The 18,559-nt window shown below is 72.0% G+C and carries 17 protein-coding genes and 1 tRNA gene; 6 read left to right on the plus strand and 12 right to left on the minus strand.

Annotated elements, in window-relative coordinates:
- Positions 1-9: 9 nt before the first annotated feature.
- From I596_RS06915 to I596_RS06925, 3 genes are all read right to left on the minus strand, one after another.
- Positions 10-2,415 carry a winged helix-turn-helix domain-containing protein gene (locus tag I596_RS06915; protein ID WP_067645795.1) on the minus strand — a complete coding sequence of 802 codons (2,406 nt, stop codon included), beginning with the start codon at positions 2,413-2,415 and terminating at the stop codon, positions 10-12.
- Positions 2,416-2,481: 66 nt separating this feature from the next.
- Entirely contained in the window at positions 2,482-3,384 is a 903-nt protein-coding gene (locus I596_RS06920) for a DUF1684 domain-containing protein (RefSeq protein ID WP_083965428.1), read from the minus strand.
- A 100-nt stretch (positions 3,385-3,484) separates the two neighbouring features.
- Entirely contained in the window at positions 3,485-4,594 is a 1,110-nt protein-coding gene (locus I596_RS06925; protein WP_067645797.1) for a hypothetical protein, read from the minus strand.
- 254 nt (positions 4,595-4,848) lie between these two features.
- On the opposite strand from I596_RS06925, the gene recQ reads away from it, so the two are divergent.
- On the plus strand, positions 4,849-6,660 hold the full coding sequence (gene recQ, locus I596_RS06930) for a DNA helicase RecQ (RefSeq protein WP_067645799.1): 1,812 nt from the start codon (positions 4,849-4,851) through the stop codon (positions 6,658-6,660).
- 45 nt (positions 6,661-6,705) lie between these two features.
- Here the strand turns inward: recQ and cfa are convergent, their stop codons facing one another.
- The 3 genes from cfa to I596_RS06945 all read right to left on the minus strand — a co-directional run bounded on the left by cfa (position 6,706) and on the right by I596_RS06945 (position 9,724).
- Positions 6,706-7,824 (minus strand): cyclopropane fatty acyl phospholipid synthase, encoded by a 1,119-nt coding sequence (cfa, locus tag I596_RS06935; RefSeq protein WP_067645801.1) that lies wholly within the window; start codon positions 7,822-7,824, stop codon positions 6,706-6,708.
- 60 nt (positions 7,825-7,884) lie between these two features.
- Positions 7,885-8,274, minus strand: coding sequence for a fluoride efflux transporter CrcB (gene crcB, locus I596_RS06940; RefSeq protein ID WP_067645803.1), 390 nt, complete (start codon positions 8,272-8,274; stop codon positions 7,885-7,887).
- Positions 8,275-8,374: 100 nt separating this feature from the next.
- Complete coding sequence (locus tag I596_RS06945) at positions 8,375-9,724, minus strand: alkaline phosphatase PhoX (protein WP_067645805.1); 1,350 nt, start codon at positions 9,722-9,724, stop codon at positions 8,375-8,377.
- Positions 9,725-9,946: 222 nt separating this feature from the next.
- Here I596_RS06945 and I596_RS06950 point away from each other — a divergent pair, with 222 nt between their 5' ends.
- Together I596_RS06950 and I596_RS06955 are read left to right on the plus strand one after the other, a co-directional pair.
- Positions 9,947-11,260 carry an alkaline phosphatase PhoX gene (locus I596_RS06950; protein ID WP_067645807.1) on the plus strand — a complete coding sequence of 438 codons (1,314 nt, stop codon included), beginning with the start codon at positions 9,947-9,949 and terminating at the stop codon, positions 11,258-11,260.
- Positions 11,261-11,405: 145 nt separating this feature from the next.
- A tRNA-Met gene (locus I596_RS06955) sits at positions 11,406-11,482 on the plus strand.
- Between the two features lie 46 nt (positions 11,483-11,528).
- On the opposite strand, the gene I596_RS18730 is transcribed toward I596_RS06955, so the two are convergent.
- Positions 11,529-11,738: a YegP family protein gene (locus I596_RS18730; RefSeq protein WP_067645809.1), complete on the minus strand. Its 210-nt coding sequence runs from the start codon at positions 11,736-11,738 to the stop codon at positions 11,529-11,531.
- Between the two features lie 76 nt (positions 11,739-11,814).
- Positions 11,815-12,336, minus strand: a complete 522-nt coding sequence (locus I596_RS06965) for a low affinity iron permease family protein (RefSeq protein ID WP_067645810.1) — start codon at positions 12,334-12,336, stop codon at positions 11,815-11,817.
- A 396-nt stretch (positions 12,337-12,732) separates the two neighbouring features.
- Here I596_RS06965 and I596_RS06970 point away from each other — a divergent pair, with 396 nt between their 5' ends.
- The 3 genes from I596_RS06970 (at position 12,733) to I596_RS06980 (ending at position 15,381) form a co-directional block, all read left to right on the plus strand.
- Positions 12,733-13,839: a DUF3182 family protein gene (locus I596_RS06970; RefSeq protein WP_067645812.1), complete on the plus strand. Its 1,107-nt coding sequence runs from the start codon at positions 12,733-12,735 to the stop codon at positions 13,837-13,839.
- Positions 13,836-14,666 (plus strand): alpha/beta hydrolase family protein, encoded by an 831-nt coding sequence (locus tag I596_RS06975; RefSeq protein ID WP_067645814.1) that lies wholly within the window; start codon positions 13,836-13,838, stop codon positions 14,664-14,666. The genes I596_RS06970 and I596_RS06975 overlap by 4 nt, the downstream gene beginning before the upstream one ends.
- Positions 14,667-14,772: 106 nt before the next feature.
- Complete coding sequence (locus I596_RS06980; RefSeq protein ID WP_067645816.1) at positions 14,773-15,381, plus strand: carbonic anhydrase; 609 nt, start codon at positions 14,773-14,775, stop codon at positions 15,379-15,381.
- A 147-nt stretch (positions 15,382-15,528) separates the two neighbouring features.
- Here the strand turns inward: I596_RS06980 and I596_RS06985 are convergent, their stop codons facing one another.
- The 4 genes from I596_RS06985 to I596_RS07000 form a co-directional block, all read right to left on the minus strand.
- Entirely contained in the window at positions 15,529-16,134 is a 606-nt protein-coding gene (locus tag I596_RS06985) for a cysteine hydrolase family protein (protein WP_067645818.1), read from the minus strand.
- Positions 16,135-16,323: 189 nt separating this feature from the next.
- Complete coding sequence (locus I596_RS06990) at positions 16,324-17,586, minus strand: RNA polymerase sigma factor (protein WP_067645820.1); 1,263 nt, start codon at positions 17,584-17,586, stop codon at positions 16,324-16,326.
- Positions 17,587-17,700: 114 nt separating this feature from the next.
- Positions 17,701-18,126 (minus strand): YciI family protein, encoded by a 426-nt coding sequence (locus I596_RS06995; RefSeq protein ID WP_067645822.1) that lies wholly within the window; start codon positions 18,124-18,126, stop codon positions 17,701-17,703.
- A 3-nt stretch (positions 18,127-18,129) separates the two neighbouring features.
- Positions 18,130-18,558: a VOC family protein gene (locus I596_RS07000; RefSeq protein ID WP_067645824.1), complete on the minus strand. Its 429-nt coding sequence runs from the start codon at positions 18,556-18,558 to the stop codon at positions 18,130-18,132.
- Between the last annotated feature and the right edge of the window lies 1 nt (position 18,559).

The following is an 18,559-nucleotide window of genomic DNA, read 5'->3' on the forward strand; positions in this document are numbered from 1 at the left end:
GCGCTACCGCTACGGCCGGCGGACTGCCATCGCCGCCGGCACCGGGCGTTCGCCGGCCAGACCCTGCGCGCGCGCCAGAGCCGCGGCCTGGGCCTCGGCCTGGCCGACCGCCTGGTACAGGCGCGCCTGCAACAGCGCGCAGTCGAAGTCGTGGGCGGCCCAGCGTGCGACCTGGCCGACCACGGCGCTGGCACGGACATGGTCTCCGGCCGCGATCAGCGCATCGCCATAGGACACCACCACCTCGGCGACATCGGCCGGTGAGCCGGCGCGGTTGGCCTCGCGCAGCGCCGCCTCGTAGACCGGTGCCGCGGTTTCCTGACGGCCCGCGGCGGCGTCCTGTTCGGCGACCGCCAGCAGCGAATGGATGCGCATGTCCGGCTCGCCGCTGCGCTCGGCCAGGGTGGTGAAGCGACGGACCTCGGCCTGCGCCTCGGTCGCCCGCCCGGCCGCCCGCAGCGTCCGCACGCGCATCAGCCAGCCGCTGGCGCGCAGGCGCGCGTACAGCGGCGTCGCCAGCGCAGGCTCGATCAACGCCGCGTCGTCGTCGAGCAGGCGCGCGGCGCGCACGGCATTGCCGTGCGCCAGCTCCAGCCGCGCCAGCTCGGTGCGCACCGCCAGCGGCAGTCCCAGCACCGGGTCATGTGCTGGTGCGTCGAGGATCGGCTCGAGCAGCGCGCGCGCCTGGCGGTCGCGGCCGTTGCGGATCAGCACGCGCGCGTAGGTGTAGTCGAAGATCACGCGCGTCAGCGCGCCGTCCTCGATGCGCGCCAGCCAGGGCAGGGCGCGTTCGGCCGTCGCCAGCGCCTCGGCCGATTCGAGCAGCGCGAGGCGCTCGACGCTGGCGTTGCCGAGCGCATCGACCAGGTTCTTCGCGTCGCCGAAGCGCTCGAAGCGGGTGGCGACGCGATCCCACACCGCCAGCGCTTCGGCGTGCCGGTTGCGCAGCGCCAGCAGGTTGGCCTGCTGCCCCTCCAGCCGTGCCAGGCGCAGCGTGTCGCCGCCGAGTTCCAGCGCGACGCGCCCTTGCGAGAAGTCCGAGTCGGCGTGGTCATAGTCCCCCTGCACCATGCGCAGCGTGGCGCGCCCGGCCAGCGCCTCGCCGAGCAGGTCCGGCTGGTTGAGGTCCTGCAGGATCGCGATCGCGTCGGTCAGCTGGCGCTGCGCGCCGGCCAGGTCACCCTGCTGTGCCAGCGGGCCGGAAATGCCCATCAAGGCGCGGGCGCGCATCACCGGATCGCTTTCCCGGTCCGGGAAGCGGCGCAGCAGCTCGCCGTAGGCGGCCAGCGCCGCGTCGTTGCGCTCGGTGGTGATGTCCAGGTCCGCCTGCCGCAGCAGCAGCTCGGAGGAATCCCGCAGTTCGGCCGGTGCGTTCTCCACCAGGTGGCGGGCCGCTGCGAAGTCGCGGTCGAGCACGGCGGCGTCGATGCGCTGCAGCCACAGCGCCGGCGGGCCGTCGGCGGCAGGCAGTGGTGCCGGTGCCTGGCGCTGCAGCCAGCCGAGCAGCCGGTCGCCCGCTTGGCGGGCCGCACCGGCGGCGTCGCCGTCGCGGCCTTCGGCCTCGCGCAGGACCGTGTCGCCGCGCCGCCATTGCAGGCGCACCACCCAGCCGGTGGCCGACCGTTCGGCGGCTCCGGCGATCAGGCTGCCGGCGCCGGTGGCCTCGCGTACGCGCTGCGCTTCGAGCACCGCCGCGCCATCGTTGCGGGCCAGCGCGACCACGTTGGCGCTCGGCACGACGACCAGGCCGGCGCGGCGAAGATGGTTGGCGACCAGGTCCATCAGGCCCAGCCGCAACCACGCCCATTCGTTGTCGATGCCGGCGCCGACCTCGAGCGGGAGGATCGCCACCGCTTCGTCCGGTCCGGGACGCTGCGCGGCAGACCCGGCCACCGCCGGCGGCGCCGGTCGGCCGAGCCACCAGCCGCCGGCGAGCAGCAGCACCAGCAGCGCCAGCGCGGCCGCGGCCAGCCCGGCACGGCGTGCGGGTGTCGCGGGCCGGAATTCGGGGATCGGTTCCGGCGGCTCGGGCGGGACCGCCGCCTGGACCGGCCCGGCGGCCGGCGGCTCCGGCAGCGCCGGCTTGGCGCGGCTGTCGCTCACCGTGGTGGCGGCGATCCAGCGGTAGCCGAAGCGCGGCACGGTGCGGATGATCGTCTGGCTGTCGCCGTCGTCGCCGATGACGCGGCGCAGCTTGCGCATCAGCTGGCCCAGCTGCGCATCGGCGACGTCGGCGCGGCCCCAGACGGCGGCGATCAGCTCGTCGCGACCCACCGCGCGGTCCCGATGCTCGATCAACCAGACCAGGCAGTCGAAGATCTTCGGCGAGACCACGACCAGTTCGCCGTCGCGCCGCAGTTCACGCGCGGCGCTGTCGAGCTCGAAGGTGGCGAAGCGGTAGCACGGGCGCGTCATCGGCCCGAAGATAGCGCGCCCGCTTCCGTCGTGTCATGTCGGCGCGGGCGCGCCGGCAGGCCGCGCTCAGTGGCCGGCGACGTACTTCTTCTCGCCGGCGGTCACGCGCAGCGCCAGCCGGTTCTCCGGCGGCGCAGTGGGGCAGACCACGTGTGGCGAAAGGGCGCAGGGCGGGTTGTAGGCCTTGTTGAAGTCGAGCACGACCTTGCCGTCCTTCGGCGCGTCGGCATACAGGAAGCGCGCCGCGCCGTAGCTCTCCTTGCCGCTGGTCCGGTCGGCGATGATGAAGAACAACTGCTTGCCGTCGTCCTCGGACAGCGGCTGCAGCTCGAAGCGCTGCCCGTCGCGCTCGAACACCGCCTTGCCCGGCACCGTGCCTTCCTCGGGCGTGCCGAGCGAGGTGACCAGCTCGATCGTCTTGGGCGAATCGAACGGCTGCCAGTCGGCCACGATGCGCCAGGACGGATCGATCGGCCAGGTGTCGATGCCGGTGAAGCCGGTACGCGCCGGTGATTGCGGATCGCGGAAGCGCCAGCCGACGACGTCGCCGGTCTTGACGACGTAGAACCAGGTCTCGCCGAGCGTCACGCGGGTGGGCGTGGCGCCGTCGGCGTTGGTCGCCAGGGCGACCCGCTCGAACGGCTTGCCGTCCACGCGCGCGTCGCTGCCGGCGGGCACGGCGAGGCTGAGGCTGCCGTCCGGCGCCAAGGTCAGCGTGCCCAGGTGCTCGGGGCCCTTCGGCAGCACGATCGCGTTGTCCTCGGCGCGGCCGACCGTGTTGTCGCCGGGCTGCACGCGTCCGGAACCGGCGAAGCTCAGCCAGCCGTCGGGCTTCTGCAGATTGGCGATGCGCGTGGCGTGCCAGCGCTCGATGGAGCCGACGTAGTCGTCCGGCGCCGCCAGCGCCGGCGCCAGGGCCGCCAGCAGCAGGCCGGAAACGAGGAGACGCCGGATCGCGGGTAGGGACATGGCGGTGGCTTCGGGCTGGAGACGATGGCCGAGTATAGGCCGGGCCGCCGCGGCCGCGGCGCAGGGCCGGCCCGGCGGCTCATGAAAAGACCGATGCGGCTTATGCCGGATCGAAGCCGTTGAGGAAGATCTCGATGCTCGGCAGCGCGACGCTGCGCACGCAGTTCCAGGTCTCGCCGATGCGCGGGCCGGTGTCGATGATCTGGAAGTCGGTCACCTTGACCGGCGCGGCGCCGCCGGTGCCGTTCCAGAAGATCTGCGAGGTGATGCCCAGCGTGGACCACTTGGCCGTGGTGTGGCGGTCGCTCTCGAACGTCAGCGCGATGTTGCCGCCGTCGGCCAGCACCAGGCCGTAGCGCTGCATCGTGCGCAGGATCACGCGTGCGGCCGGGTTGTAGCCGGCCATGTCGAAGTCCGGCCGCAGCCGCATGCGCACGCCGTAGGGCACGCTGCCGCGGGGACCGGACGGACCGCCGGCATGCGAGGCCGGCCGCACGTAGAGCCGCCCGCCGACGCCGCCGAGCGCGGGGTCGGTCGCCATGCGCGCGTTCGGCAGGATGAAGCGGATCGCATGACCGAGGTCGCCGTTGGCGTCGCCCGCGCGCGCGGCGACCTCGTCGGCGTTCACCAGCAGCGGTGCCACCGGGAAGCCGGCGGCGTCGGCGCTGGTGCAATGCTCGCCGCGCCCTTCGGGCGGATAGACCACCGACAGGTCCCACACGGTCAGGCAGCGCGCATCGAGCACGCCACCGGACAGGTTGCCCGAGTAGAGCTCGTAGAGCTTGCTGCCCTGGCGTACCAGCAGGTGGCAGTCGGAGTTGGCGCTGTTGCAGGTCAGGCCGCTCTGGCCTTCGAACGCGGCATCGGCCGGCACCGGCATCGTCGTCGGCAGCGCTTCGCAATCGGGCCGCCAGTACTCGCCCGAGCCGCGATGCGGGATCACCTCGTAGCGCGGTGCGTCGGCCGGGGCGGTGTGGTGTACGTGCAGCGAGAAGTCGATCTGCATCCGGTTGCTGTTGCCCCAGCCACCGAGACCGGCGAGCGTCTCGAGCATCGCGCGCGACTGCGGGTGCAGCGGCGCGTCGGCGATGTTCTGGTGCCAGACCGCGCCGGCGGGAAAGCGCGGCGGCACGACGGCGGTGGCGAGCAGCGGCGTCAGGGCCAGCGCGAGCAGGGCCGGACCGAGGAGGCGGGAAGCGGGTTTGGGCATCAGGGGGCGCACGCGGTCAGGGAAGGCGAGCGGCGCAGGGTAGCAGAGCGGCGGGGCGCCGACTGTCGATTCAATGTTGTCTCTTCGTTTCTACAACTCGCTGTTAAGTAAACGAATATTGAAGGTTACCGGCCTTCCGGGCGCGGGGCCGCGGGCGCGCGGTGCCGCCCGGAGGGCCTAGAATGCGCAGCGCCCCGGCGCGCGGCCGGTGCCGCGCCCGCGCGCCCGCCTCCCCGAAAGGTCTATCCGTCTCGATGCCCGCTTCCGCGTTGCAGGTCCTCAATACCGTTTTCGGCTATCCCGCGTTTCGGGGCGAACAGCAGGCCATCATCGAACACCTCGCCGGTGGCGGCGACGCCCTGGTGCTGATGCCGACCGGCGGCGGCAAGTCGCTGTGCTACCAGATCCCGGCCCTGCTGCGCGCGGGCACCGCGATCGTCGTCTCGCCGCTGATCGCCTTGATGCAGGACCAGGTCGAGGCGCTGCGCCAGTTCGGCGTCGAGGCCGCCTATCTCAATTCCAGCCTCGACGCGCAGGCGCAGCGCGAGGTCGAGCAACGGTTCGCCCGCGGCGAGCTGAAGCTGCTCTACGTGGCGCCGGAGCGGCTGCTCAGCGAGCGCTGCCTGGACCTGATCGGCTCGCGCACGATCTCCCTGTTCGCGATCGACGAGGCGCACTGCGTCTCGCAGTGGGGACACGATTTCCGGCCCGAGTACCGGCAGCTGACCGTGCTGCACGAGCGCTTCCCGGACGTGCCGCGCATCGCGCTGACGGCCACCGCCGATGCGCCGACCCGCACCGAGATCGTCGAGCGGCTGGGCCTGGCCGAGGCGTCGCGCTTCGTCGCCAGCTTCGACCGCCCGAACATCCGCTACCGCGTGGTCGAGAAGGACAACGCGCGCCGCCAGCTCAAGGACTTCCTCGAAGGCCACCGCGGCGAGTCCGGCATCGTCTACTGCCTGTCGCGCCGCAAGGTCGAGGAGACCGCGGCCTGGCTGGCGGGCGAGGGCGTCCGCGCCCTGGCCTACCACGCCGGCATGGAGGCCGCCGGGCGGGCGGCGAACCAGCAGCGCTTCCTGCGCGAGGACGGCATCGTCATGGTCGCGACGATCGCCTTCGGCATGGGCATCGACAAGCCGGACGTGCGCTTCGTCGCGCACATGGACCTGCCCAAGAGCATGGAAGGCTACTACCAGGAGACCGGCCGCGCCGGTCGTGACGGCCTCCCGGCCGAGGCCTGGATGACCTACGGCCTGGCCGACGTGGTGACGCTGGCGCAGTTCATCGCCCAGTCCGAATCGGGCGAGGAGCGCAAACGCGTGGAGCGCGCCAAGCTCGACGCGCTGCTCGGCTTCGCCGAGACCACCACCTGCCGGCGCCAGCGCCTGCTCGCCTACTTCGGCGAGACGCCGCAGGGCGCCTGCGGCAACTGCGACAACTGCCTGGACCCGCCGCAGAACTGGGACGCCACGGTCACCGTGCAGAAGGCGCTGTCGTGCGTCTACCGCACCGGCCAGCGCTACGGCGTGGGCCATCTGACCGCGGTGCTGCGCGGCGAGGCCGACGAGCGCGCGCAGGCGCTCGGCCACGACCGGCTGAGCGTGTTCGGCATCGGCACCGACCTCGATGCGCGCCAATGGCGTTCGGTGTTCCGGCAACTGGTGGCCGCCGGACTGCTGTCCACCGACGAGGAAGGCTACGGCACGCTGCGCCTGACCGCGACCAGCCGCGAGGCCCTGCGCGGCGAGTGCACGGTCTGGCTGCGGCGCCCGCCCGGCCGCGCCGAACGGCGTTCGGCCGGCCGCGACGGCGCCGCCCGCTCGCGCCAGAGCCTGGACATCGCGGCGCACGAGGCGGCGCTCTGGGATGCGCTGCGCGACGCCCGCGCACGCCTGGCGCGCGAGCAGAGCGTGCCGGCCTATGTGATCTTCCACGACGCCACGCTGCTGGCGATGCTGCGCGAGCGGCCGCAGTCCCTGCGCGAGCTGGGCGCGATCAGCGGCGTCGGCGAGCGCAAGCTGGCGCGCTACGGCGAAGCGTTCCTGGCGGTGCTGACCGCCGCCTAGCGTGCCGCGGGCCCGGTTGCGCGGCGGCGCGAAACGGGCGGCGTGCTACCGCGGCGCGACGTAGCCGCCGGGGACACCCTCCGGGCTCATGACGATCTGCCAGAGCTGGATCTGGCGCGTGCGGAAGCTGGCCATCGAACCGGCCAGGTAGAACCGCCACATGCGCCGGAAGCGTTCGTCGTAGCGGTCGGCCAGGTCCGGCCAGGCGGCGTCGAAGTTGGCGCGCCAGGCCTGCAGCGTCCGGTCGTAGTCGGTGCCGAAGTTGTGCCAGTCCTCGATCACGAAGCGCCCCTCGGAGGCCTCGGTGACCTGGCTGGCCGAGGGCAGCATCGAGTTCGGGAAGATGTACTTCTCGATCCACGGATCGGTATGGTTGCTCGACGCGTTGGCGCCGATCGTGTGCAGCAGCGTCAGGCCGTCCGTGGCGAGGTTGCGGCGGACCACGTCGAAGTAGGTGCGGTAGTTGCGTACGCCGACGTGCTCGAACATGCCGATCGAGTAGATGCGGTCGAAGCGCTCGTCGATCTCGCGATAGTCCTGCACGCGGATCTCGATCGGCAGGCCGCGGCACAGCTCGCGCGCGAAGTCGGCCTGCTCGTTGGAGACCGTGATTCCGACGCCCGAGATGCCGTAGCGCTCGGCGGCGAACTTCAGCGCCTCGCCCCAGCCGCAGCCGATGTCGAGCACGCGCTGTCCCGGTGCCAGCCCCAGCTTGCGGCAGACCAGGTCCAGCTTGGCCTCCTGCGCGGCGTCCAGGTCGGTGGCTTCGCGCCAGTAGCCGCAGCTGTAGACCAGGCGCCGGCCGAGCATGCGCTCGAACAGGTCGTTGCCGATGTCGTAGTGGCGCTCGCCGACGACGTAGGCGCGGCGGCCGCGCTGCAGGTTCACCACGGCGGCCTTCAGCCACAGAAGGATGTCGTCCAGTCCGCGCACGCGTTCGTCCACGTGCACCGCCAGCAGGCGCGTCAGCAGGCCGTCGAGGTCGTCGCTGTCCCACCAGCCGTCCATGTAGGCCTCGCCCAGGCCGAGCGAACCGTGGGCGACGACGCGCGCGTACAGGCGCGGGTCGTGAGCGCGCAGGTCCCAGGGCGCGTCGCCGTCCAGCGTCACGCCGGCCAGCTGCAGCAGGGCTTGGATGCGGTTGCGAAGTTCCGGCTGGGACATCGATCCGTAATGGCGGCCGACCCACTGCCAGTATGCCGCCGCCGCGGCGATTTTTTAAGCCTAGCCGGTGCGCAGCAGGGCGCGGGTCGCCGCGAGCCCGGCCGCCGTCATCAGCAGCGAGCCGGCCAGGTGCGCCGTCACCAGCACCAGCGCCCAGTTCCACTGCTGGCGTTCCAGCAGGTGCACGGTTTCGCCGGAGAACGCCGAGAACGTGGTCAGCCCGCCGAGGAAGCCGGTCGTCGCCGCCAGGCGCCAGGCCAGCGGGATCGTCTCGAAGTGGGCGAACAGCGCCATCGCCACGCCCATCAGCAGGCCGCCGACGAGATTGGCCGCCAGCGTGCCGAGCGGCAGCGACGGCAGCAGCGGGTTGAGGCCCAGGCCGAGCAGCCAGCGCAGCAGGGCGCCGATCGCGGCGCCGCCGGCGACGGCGAGGGCGGAAACGGCATTCACCGGTGGTGCGCCCGGAGCGGACGTGCGGGGAACGAGGGCATGCGGTTCGAGCCGGGTGGCGGGTCCCGAGGATGCCGCCGATCGGCGGCCGCCGGCCATCTTAGCCCAATGTCGCGCCGCCGGTGCCGCATTCGAAATCGCTGCGGAACAGCGCGGCACCGGCGATCGGTCCGCGGATCTCGTAGGTCACGCCCGGGCCGCCGCCGTTCTCGCCGCGCTGCGAATTGAAGTAGAGGCGGCTGCCGTCCGGGCTCAATGCCAGCCCGGTCACTTCCGACCCGTCGTGGCCGGCGATCTGCAGCAGCGGATAGAGCGCGCCGTCGGCACCGAGCGCCACCACCTGCATGTCGCCGCCGTCCTCGGCCACCAGCAGGTCGCCCGCGGCGGTGGCGATGATGTTGTCGACGCCGGTCAGCAGCGGATCGGCGAACCAGGCTTCGTCGTAGAGAACCCACAGGCGGTCGCCGCGGGGATCGAGCGCCCAGACACGGTTGTCGCCCTTGGTGGTGAAATGGACCACGCCGCGGTGATGCCAGATGCCTTCGCCGCCGCGGAAGCGGCTGGCCGCCGGCACCTGTTCGCGCGTGGGCGTTCCGAACAGGGCCGATGGATTGGGTTCGGGCAGGTCGTGCCAGACCACGGCACGCGGCGGCGCCTCCGGGTCCGCGCCCGGGTCGGGGCCGACGACCTCGGCCACCTGCAGGACGCCGCTCGCCAGGTCCGGCCAGGCGTCGGCCTTGAAGCGGTACAGGCAGCCGTCGCCGACATCCTCGGTGAGGAAGATCATGCCCAGCGCATCGACCGCTGCGGCGGCTTCGTGCTTGAAGCTGCCGAGCAGCGGCCGCCGGCGGCTGGACGGGAACAGGATGTTGCGATCGGTCGGCAGTACCTCGAACACGGCGCCGAAATCGATCTCCTCGCAGGTCAGCCAGGATCCCCAGGGCGTGACGCCGCCCGCGCAGTTGATGCTGGTGCCGCTGAGCACGCGCCAGGCATCGACGATGCGACCTTCGCAGTCGAAGCGGATCGCACTGACACCACCGCCGAGCAGGGCGATCGTTTCGGAATTGGAGACGTAGATCCAGCCGCCGTCGGGCTGCGGGAAGCAGGCGCCGCCGTCGGGCCAGGTATGCCACGGATAGCCGGTCCCGGGCACCACCTCCAGGCCGCGCGCGATCACGCGGCTGGAAAAGCCCGGCGGCAGGCGGATGCCGTTGGCGTCCGGGTCGAGCAGTTGTCCCGGATGCGCCGGCTGGCCCCGCGCGCCCAGCGGGCCGCGGTCGGGCGCCGGGGCGGCCGCCTGCCAGTGATGGCCGGAGCGCGCCAGCAGGGCCGGACCGCAGGCGGCCAGGCCCGCGCCGACGCACAGGCGTGCCAGGAAGCCGCGGCGCGACAGTCCGGGCGGACGCGGCCGGCCGGCGGTGGGAAACGAACGGGGCGTCGGCGACACGTGTGCTCTCCCGGACAGGGTGCGCCAGGGTGTCCGTCGTCGATGAAACCGCGTTGTCACGCGTGTTGCATGCGGGTCGATCGTGCTGGAAAGCGTGCGCACGATCGCAGTTCGCGGCGCGTCAAGCGCACCGCAACAGAACCGTTGCCGGGATGAAAGCGGGCCGGAACATGCGGTCTCTACGGTAGTGACCTCCCCATCTGCCCGCCCTGGAGGCCAGCCATGTCGACCATCGATCCGCGCGCTCTACCCGCCGCCGCTGTTTCCCGCCGCCGCTTCCTGGGCCAGGCCGCCCTGGGTGCCGGCCTGCTGACGATCGGCGGGCAGGTGGCCGCCGGCGTCAACGAGGCCACGCGCGGACTGGTCCGCAGTGCCGGAAGCGAGGCGCGGCAGCGCTTCGTCGAGGCGCTGGGTGCCGGCCTGCAGCCGCCGGACGCCAATGGCGTGCGGCTGCCGCCGGGCTTCACCTCACGCATCGTCGCGCGCAGCGGCCAGGCCGCCGTGCGCGGTGCCGCCTATGCCTGGCATCCGGCGCCCGACGGCGGCGCCTGCTACGCCACCGCGGACGGCGGCTGGATCTATGTCAGCAACAGCGAGGTGTACCCGGAGACCGGCGGCGTCGGTGCGCTGAAGTTCGATGCGCAGGGAACGGTCGTGGACACCTATGCGGTCCTTTCCGGCACCAACGTCAACTGTGCCGGCGGCCGCACGCCCTGGAACACCTGGCTGTCGTGCGAGGAGTACGACCTCGGCCTGGTCTGGGAATGCGATCCGTTCAAGCCGGGGCAGGGCATCGCGCGGCCGGCGCTCGGCACCTTCGCGCACGAGGCCTGCGCGGTCGATCCGATCGGCAAGCATGTCTATCTCACCGAGGACAAGGGCAGCGACAGCGGCTTCTATCGCTTCACGCCGACGAACTACCCCGACCTCGGCGAGGGCGTGCTGGAGATCATGGAGGTGCTCGGCGACCCGGTCACCGGCCGCAAGCGCGTGATCTGGCACCGCGTGCCCAATCCCAACCCGACGGCCGAGCAGACGCCCTGCCGCCAGCAGATCGAGACGGCGTATCACTTCAAACGCGGCGAAGGCATGTACTACCACGACGGCGTCGTCTACTTCGCGACCACCTCGGACGATCGCATCTGGGCCTATCGCTGCCGCGATGCGGCGATCGAGATCTTCTACGACGCCCAGGCGCGCCAGGACGCCGGCCTCGACGCGCCGCTGTGGGAACCGGACAACGTCGTCGTCGACAGCTCCGGCTACGTCTACGTGTCCGAAGACAGCGACGACCTGCAGGTGGTCATGATCGGTCCCGAAGGCACCCCGCTGCCGCTGCTGCAGCTGGTCGGCCACGACGCCTCGGAAGTCACCGGTCCGGCGTTCAGCCCCGACGGTCTGCGCTTCTACTGTTCGTCGCAGCGTGGCACCGCCGGCAGCAGCGAGGCGGGCATCACGTTCGAGATCAGCGGTCCGTTTCCCGGCACCGAGGTCATCCTCGCCAGCGGCTTCGATGCGCGCGTGACCGACCTGTAGCGTCGCCGTCCGGTTTCGCCGGGCGCGCGGGCTGCGCCCGGCGCCGGTACACTCATCGCCGGATGCCCGGGAGTTGGTGCGGCGCCCGGCCGGCGCAGGCCGTTTACCGCGCCGCCGCAAGCGGCTAGAATGCGCGCCCTCGCGTGGCTATGTAGCTCAGCCGGTTAGAGCACAGCACTCATAATGCTGGGGTCGGTGGTTCGAGTCCACCCATAGCCACCATCTCGAAGCAGTCTCGCTGCCGGATTCCCGGCACAACCGGCTGCTGCTACGCGGTGGCTTCCGTCGCCGTCCTTTCCGTCGCTAACTCCTCGATCCGGCTGACCGATGCCGAGAGTGCCGCTTCGCGCACCTGCTCGATGCCGCGCAAGCAGTCGTCCTCGCCGCGGTACAGCTCGCTGGACACGGCGACCAGGCGCTCGTTCCAGAACAGGCACCATTGCCATTCCTCGCCCAGCCTGAACACCTCGAATCGCATGGCGCACTCCGTTTGCGAGTCGCCCCACCGTAGGCCCGCTGGTGGCAATGGCATGTGAACAAAATCCACTCTGCGCTCAGTCGCCGCGTGGCTTCGGGCGCTTCGAGCGCGACGGCTGGCGGACACGAGGGCGCGGCGCGCCGGTCTTGCGGGCATGCGCCGCGGCCGCCTCGTCCAGCGAATGGCTGCGCTTGATGCCGCCTTCCTTCTCGGCCAGCTCGGCCAGCCGGCAGTAGAACGCCCGCAGTGTCGCCAGGTCCTCCTCGTCGAGATCCTCGATCGCGATCAGCCGGTTGCTGGCGGCCAGCTGGGCCGCCAGCAGCTCGTTGAGCTTGATGTGCAGCGCCAGGCTGTCCTTGTTCTGCGAGCGCTGGATCAGGAACACCATCAGGAACGTGATGATCGTCGTGCCGGTGTTGACGACGATCTGCCAGGTTTCGGAGAACCCGAACACCGGGCCGGTCGCGGCCCAGGCCAGCACGCCCAGCAACGCCAGCGAGAAGGCCCAGGGCGAGCCGGCGGCCCGCGTGATCGCGCCGGCGAAGCGGTCGAAGATCGAATGGCGTCCCTTCAGATGAAGCGGAATCTTCGCGGTCATCGGTGCGGCCTCGTCCGGGGTTTCCTGGATAAACCGCACCGCGTGCCTGCTGGCTGAACGCCGCGGGGTGGCCGCGCGCGATAGTGCCGTCGCGCCGCCCCGGGTTCAGCACCGGTACGAGCGCGGCCGGGACACTGGCGCGGTGCCCGGACCGCTCCGGGTACGGCGGCTCCGGCGGCTCCGGAGCGGAGCGGGGCAATCGCCCGTGCTGCCGCGAGGCGGTCCGGCCGATCGCCTGGAGGACACGATGGATCCCTGCCAGCGGCTGGACGGTTGTGCGCCTGCCCGCGCCGGGCTGCGACGTCATCGGGTACCGGCGGGCCGGTGCCGCGTTGGGGCAGGGGTTGCGCGGCGCGATGGCGGTGCCGGAGCGGGTTCGCCTGCGAGGCCCACCGCATGATCGGCGTCGCCGGCGTGCCCGGCTGCGTCGCGCTGCTCTCGCGCCGTGCCGGGCGGCGTCCCGACGGTCATGAGGCGCGGACCCATGCCGCGCTGGCACAGCGCATCGCGGCGCTGACGGGCCGCACTTATGTGGGCGAGCACGAGACCGGGCGCCGCTACGCCGAGCCGGTCTACTTCGTGCCCGATCGCACCCTGCTGCAGCGGGAGGCCGCCGAACTGGGCATCGGCGGCGAGGCCGATCTGTTCGGTGGCGTGGTGCCGTTCGCCTTCGTCGCCACCAAGACGATCAGCCATCCGGCGCTGGACGCGCAGGCCCGGGTTCCCGAGGGTTGGGTGCACGCGCTCGGGGAGCGCCTGGCCGATGCCGTGCTGCCGGGCTATTCGGTGTTCACGCGCGCCGACCTGCGGCGCGCCGGCGAGGACCTGCTGGCCGGCGGCGCCGTGCGCATCAAGGCCGCCCATGAGTCGGGCGGCAACGGCCAGCAGGTAGCCGCAACCGCCGCCGCGCTGGCCGACCACGTCGCGGTGGTGGACGAGGCGGTGCTCGAGCGCCACGGCGCCGTCGTCGAGCGCGATCTGGCGCAGGCGGTCACCTACAGCGTCGGCGAAGTGCTGCTGGCGGGGATGCGCGTGGCCTATGTCGGCAGCCAGCGCCAGACCGTCAACCATCGCGGCGCCGAGGTCTATGGCGGGTCGGACCTGACGGTCGTGCGCGGACGATTCCAGGACCTGCTCGCGCTGGACCTGCCGGACGCGCTGCGCCAGGCCGTCGCGCAGGTCTGCCGCTACGATGCCGAAGCGATGAGGGCGTATCCGGGGACCTACGCGTCCCGCCGCAACTACGACGTCATCGCCGGCCGTGACGGTGACGGACGCCCGGCATCGGGCGTGCTCGAGCAGTCCTGGCGCATCGGCGGGGCCAGCGGCGCGGAGCTCCTCGCGATCGAGGCGCTGGCGCGCGATCCGGCGCTGCAGCGCGTGCGCGCAGCCACCTGCGAGGTCTACGGCGAGCGCGTGCCGGCGGATGCCGAGGTTCACTATCGGGGCAGGGACGAGCGCGTAGGGTATCTGGTCAAGTACAGCCTTCTGCATCGGGAATGAACGTTCGACTGGAAACCGTCGACATCCGCGTCGAGGACGAGCTGGTCGGTGCGACGCTGCTGTCGCCGGCGGACTCGCTGCCCGGCGTGCTGTTCGTGCACGGCTGGGGCGGCAGCCAGGAGCACGATCTGGTGCGCGCGAAGGAGGCGGTGGGCATCGGCTGCGAATGCCTGACCTTCGACCTGCGCGGCCACGAGCGCACCGCCTCGCAATGGGAGACGGTATCGCGCGAGCAGAACCTGGCTGACCTGGTCGCCGCCTACGACTGGCTGGTGGGCCGGCCGCAGGTCGACCCGGCCTCGATCGCGGTGGTCGGCATCAGCTACGGCGGCTACCTCGCCGCGCTTCTCACGACCTTGCGCCCGGTGCGCTGGCTGGCCCTGCGTTCGCCGGCGCTCTACAAGGACGAGGGCTGGACGTGGCCCAAGCGCCGGCTCAATGCCGACCCGGGTCTGTCCGACTACCGGCGCAGCCGCATCCTGTGGCAGGACAACCGGGCGCTGCGGGCCTGCGCGGCGTATCGCGGCGACGCGCTGGTCGTCGAGGCCGAGCACGACGAGATCGTGCCGCCGATGGTGGTGGCCAACTACGTGCGGGCGTTCGGCAAGGCGCGATCGCTGACCAAGCGCGCGATCGCCGGTGCCGACCACGGCTTCTCGTCCAAGCAGGCGCAGAAGGAATACACCGCCGTGCTGATCACCTGGCTGCACGAGATGGTCGTCGGCGCGCGCGCGCAGGTGGCGCAGGCGAAGATGAGCGAACGCAAGGAGGAACTGCGCAGCGCCGACCGTGCGGCGCCGGGCGAACGCCAGCGCCCGCACCTGTAGCGGTGTCCGGCGCTGCGGTCCGGTGGTGGGCCGTGACCGGCCGCACTTGAACCGCCCGCCGCGCTCCGGCACCCTCGCAGCCCCTCCACAGGTCCGGGAGCCCGGCATGATATCCGCCGAAGAGGCATTGGCGCGGCTCAAGGCCGGCAACGCGCGTTTCGTTTCGGAGATCCGCGGCAGCGACGCGCTGACCAACCAGACGCGGCGCCGCGAGCTGGCCGCCGGGCAGGCCCCGTTCGCGATCATCCTCGGCTGTTCCGATTCGCGCGTGCCGGCGGAGATCGTGTTCGACCAGGGGCTGGGCGACCTGTTCGTGATCCGTGTGGCCGGCAACATCGTCGCGCCGTCGCAGATCGGCAGCATCGAGTTCGCGGCCGCCCGCTACGGCACGCGCCTGGTCGTCGTGCTCGGCCATTCGCAATGCGGCGCCGTGCTGGCCACGGTCGAGGAACTGGGAAGGCGCTCGGAGGAGCAGTCGCCCAACCTGCGTTCGATCGTCGATCGCATCCGCCCGTCGGTGGAGACCCTGCTCGGCACCGAGCTGGCGCGCGATCCGCAGGCCCTGGTCCAGCATGCGGTCCGTGCCAACATCCGCATGTCGGTCAACCAGTTGCGGCACGGTTCCGCGCTGCTCGAGCAGCTCACGCAGGACGACCGCCTGCTCGTCGTCGGCGCCGAGTACTCGCTGGAGACCGGCGTCGTCACGTTCTTCTAGCCGGCGGTCGGGAAGCCGCCTGCCGGCGCGATCCGGGAGCGGGGCGCTCGCGGTTCGACGCACGGGTGCGCTTTGCGGGCCAGGCGACACGACCTTGCCGTGACCGGGTGCGTCGAGAAAGGGCAGGACGGGCCGTTCCCGGCAACGCTAGTCAGCCCGGGCCCCGCCGGTCGCCTGCAGCGTGCGGCGCGTGATCCGCGCGCCGGCGCGGGTGTCGATGCCGAAGGATTCGGCCAGGATCTGCAACGCGCGCCGGTTGCGGGCCGGCGAGATCGAGGCGACGCAATCGCGCGGCACGATCACGCGGTAGCCGCGCAGGTGGGCGTCGATCGCCGTGCACAGCACGCAACCGTCGCCGGCCAGGCCGGCCAGTACCACGGTGCGTACCCCCAGGTGGTGCAGCAGCTCGGCCAGCGGCGTGGCGTAGAAGCCGGACTGCTTGGGCTTGAGCACGACGTAGTCGCTGCGACCAGGCAACAGGCCGGCGATCGCCGGCGCTCCGGCGGCCACGCTGCGGCTGGCCAGCTCGCGGACGTCCGAGCGCCAGCGGCCGCGGTTGTCGTTGGCGTAGATGACCGGGACCTCGGCGGCCTGCAGGCGCCGGCGCAGCGCGACGATGCGCGCCAGGGCCGGCGGTGCGGCACGGCGCAGGCGCGCGCCGCCCGGAAAGGCATAGTCGGTGATGACGTCGATGAGGATCAGCGCCGCCAGCGCCGGCGGCGCGCCCGCGGCCTTGAGCGGCACCTTGCTCATCGCGCGTTCCGGTCGCGAAGGAAACGACGCGCGCGCCATCCGCGCGAACCCCGGGGACGCGCGCTGCGCCGGAACGAAGTGGATCGGGCGGACGGCAAGCGGACCATGGCCCGGCCATTGAGCCCCGGCCCTGCTCAGCGGCGGCTGAACGGCGGGCCGCAGGCCGGGCGACGACCGCCGGCGCTGCGTTCAGTCGGCGCAGGCGCGTGCGCGTTCCAGCAGCAAGGTCCGTTCGCGCTGGTTGCGCGTCAGCTCGGCAGCCTGCTCGAAGGCGGCCCGGGCCTCGGCGTTGCGCCCGAGCTTGGCGAGCAGGTCGCCGCGGACCGCCGGCAGGAGGTGGTAGCCGGCGAGCCGTGCACTGCGTTCCAGTGCATCGGCGATGGCCAGCCCTGCCTCCGGGCCGGATGCCATCGCGACGGCCACGGCGCGGTTGAGCTCGACCACCGGCGAGGGCAGCACCTCGGCGAGGCGCGCGTAGAGCGCGGCGATGCGCGGCCAGTCGGTCTCCTGCGCGGCCGATGCGCGGGCATGGCAGGCGGCGATTGCCGCCTGCAGCGCATAGGGGCCGTGCGCGCCGCCCAGTTTCTCGGCGCGCGCCAGGCCGGCCAGGCCGCGCCGGATCAGCAGGCGGTCCCAGCGCGTGCGGTTCTGGTCGAGCAGCAGCACCGGCGCGCCGTCGGCGTCGGTACGGGCCGGCGTGCGCGAGGCCTGGATCTCCATCAGCGCCAGCAGGGCGTGGACCTCCGGCTCGTCCGGCATCAGGCCGGCCAGCACGCGTCCGAGTCGCATCGCGTCCTCGCACAGGGCCGGTCGCATCCAGTCCTCGCCGGCGGTCGCCGAATAGCCTTCGTTGAAGATCAGGTAGATGACCTCCAGCACCGATGCCAGCCGCAGTCCCAGCGCGTTTCCCGCCGGAACCTCGAACGGCACGCCCTTGTCGGCCAGCGTGCGCTTGGCGCGCACGATCCGCTGCGCCACCGTGGGCTCGGGTACCAGGAACGCGCGCGCGATCTCGTCCGTGGTCAGGCCGCCGAGCAGGCGCAGGGTCAGCGCGACCCGGGCCTCGGTGGAGAGCACCGGATGGCAGGCCGTGAACACCAGCCGCAGCAGGTCGTCGCCGAACGGGTCGTCCAGGGCGGCCTCGCCGGCCGCCGCAGCCTGCTGCAACGCGTCCTCCAGCTCGTGCACGATCGCGTCGTGCTTGCGCAGCTGCATCTGCTCGCGTCGCAGGCGGTCGATCGCACGGCGCTTGGCGGCTGCCATCAGCCAGGCTCCGGGATTGTCCGGCACGCCGTCATCGGGCCAGGTCTCCAGCGCGGCGACCAGCGCGTCCTGGGCGAACTCCTCGGCCAGGCCGACGTCGCGCACGATGCGTGCGAGCCCGGCGATCAGCCGGGGCGATTCGATGCGCCAGACGGCATCGATGGCGCGCTGGGTGTCGGTCGCCGTCATGGCGGCCGATCAGATCATTGCGCGCGATGCCACGCAAGCCCGGCGGCCGGCGCCGGGGCGCCGGCCCCGGCCGGCCGTGCGCCGTGGGGCGATGGCCGGCCGGGGACGCCGCGTTCATGACCGGCCGGAACGCGCCTGCTGCTGCATGTCCTCGAAGCCGGCCGCGGCCTTTTGCACGTCCTCGGGGAAGTCGGCCATTTCCTGCACCTGGCGCACCTCGATGATCTCGTTGTCCGACGCCGGGCAGCGCGAGGCCCAGGCGATCGCTTCCTCGCGGGACTTCACGTCGATCATCCAGTAGCCGCCGAGGACTTCCTTGGCCTCGGCGAACGGCCCGTCGGTGACCACGGGCTTGCCGCCGGCGAACCGGACGCGCGCGCCCATCGACGGCGGATGCAGGCCGTCCAGCGCCAGCAGCACGCCGGCCTTCTGCAGGGCCTCGTTGTACTTCATCATCGCCGCCACGGCCTCGGCTTCGGGCATCGTTCCCGGCTCGGCGTTCTCGTAGCCGCCGGGGATCATCAGCATCATGAAGCGCATGGCTCAGCCCTCCGCCGCGGTGCTGCCGGCGCTTTCGAACGCCGCCATGTCCATGTGGACGACTTCCCACAGGTGGCCGTCCAGGTCCTCGAAGCCGTGCTGGTACATGAAGCCGTGGTCCTTGGCCGGGATCGGCGTGGCGCCGCCGGCGGCGATGGCCTTGGCGACGATCGCCTCGACCTCGGCGCGGCTGTCCAGGGCCAGGCACACCAGCACCTCGGTCGCCTGCCGCGCGTCGCACAGCGGCTTGGGCGTGAAGGTCCTGAAGAACGGCTCGACCAGCAGCATGACGAAGATGTTCTCGCCGACGATCATGCAGGTGGCGTTCTCGTCGGTGAACTGCGGGTTGAAGCTGAAGCCGAGCGCGGTGAAGAAGGTCACGGAACGCTTGAGGTCCCCGACCGGGAGATTGACGTAGATCTGCTTTGCCATG

The sequence above is a fragment of the Dokdonella koreensis DS-123 genome (assembly GCF_001632775.1).
Classification (GTDB): Bacteria; Pseudomonadota; Gammaproteobacteria; order Xanthomonadales; family Rhodanobacteraceae; genus Dokdonella; species Dokdonella koreensis.

Excerpts from the sequence above, each read along its gene's own strand:
- I596_RS06915 (WP_067645795.1), bottom strand. The coding sequence starts at position 2,415 with ATGACGCGCCCGTGCTACCGCTTCGCCACCTTCGAGCTCGACAGCGCC.
- I596_RS06920 (WP_083965428.1), bottom strand. The coding sequence starts at position 3,384 with ATGTCCCTACCCGCGATCCGGCGTCTCCTCGTTTCCGGCCTGCTGCTG.
- I596_RS06925 (WP_067645797.1), bottom strand. The coding sequence starts at position 4,594 with ATGCCCAAACCCGCTTCCCGCCTCCTCGGTCCGGCCCTGCTCGCGCTG.
- recQ (WP_067645799.1), top strand. The coding sequence starts at position 4,849 with ATGCCCGCTTCCGCGTTGCAGGTCCTCAATACCGTTTTCGGCTATCCC.
- cfa (WP_067645801.1), bottom strand. The coding sequence starts at position 7,824 with ATGTCCCAGCCGGAACTTCGCAACCGCATCCAAGCCCTGCTGCAGCTG.
- I596_RS06950 (WP_067645807.1), top strand. The coding sequence starts at position 9,947 with ATGTCGACCATCGATCCGCGCGCTCTACCCGCCGCCGCTGTTTCCCGC.
- I596_RS18730 (WP_067645809.1), bottom strand. The coding sequence starts at position 11,738 with ATGCGATTCGAGGTGTTCAGGCTGGGCGAGGAATGGCAATGGTGCCTG.
- I596_RS06965 (WP_067645810.1), bottom strand. The coding sequence starts at position 12,336 with ATGACCGCGAAGATTCCGCTTCATCTGAAGGGACGCCATTCGATCTTC.
- I596_RS06970 (WP_067645812.1), top strand. The coding sequence starts at position 12,733 with ATGATCGGCGTCGCCGGCGTGCCCGGCTGCGTCGCGCTGCTCTCGCGC.
- I596_RS06975 (WP_067645814.1), top strand. The coding sequence starts at position 13,836 with ATGAACGTTCGACTGGAAACCGTCGACATCCGCGTCGAGGACGAGCTG.
- I596_RS06980 (WP_067645816.1), top strand. The coding sequence starts at position 14,773 with ATGATATCCGCCGAAGAGGCATTGGCGCGGCTCAAGGCCGGCAACGCG.
- I596_RS06985 (WP_067645818.1), bottom strand. The coding sequence starts at position 16,134 with ATGAGCAAGGTGCCGCTCAAGGCCGCGGGCGCGCCGCCGGCGCTGGCG.
- I596_RS06990 (WP_067645820.1), bottom strand. The coding sequence starts at position 17,586 with ATGACGGCGACCGACACCCAGCGCGCCATCGATGCCGTCTGGCGCATC.
- I596_RS06995 (WP_067645822.1), bottom strand. The coding sequence starts at position 18,126 with ATGCGCTTCATGATGCTGATGATCCCCGGCGGCTACGAGAACGCCGAG.
- I596_RS07000 (WP_067645824.1), bottom strand. The coding sequence starts at position 18,558 with ATGGCAAAGCAGATCTACGTCAATCTCCCGGTCGGGGACCTCAAGCGT.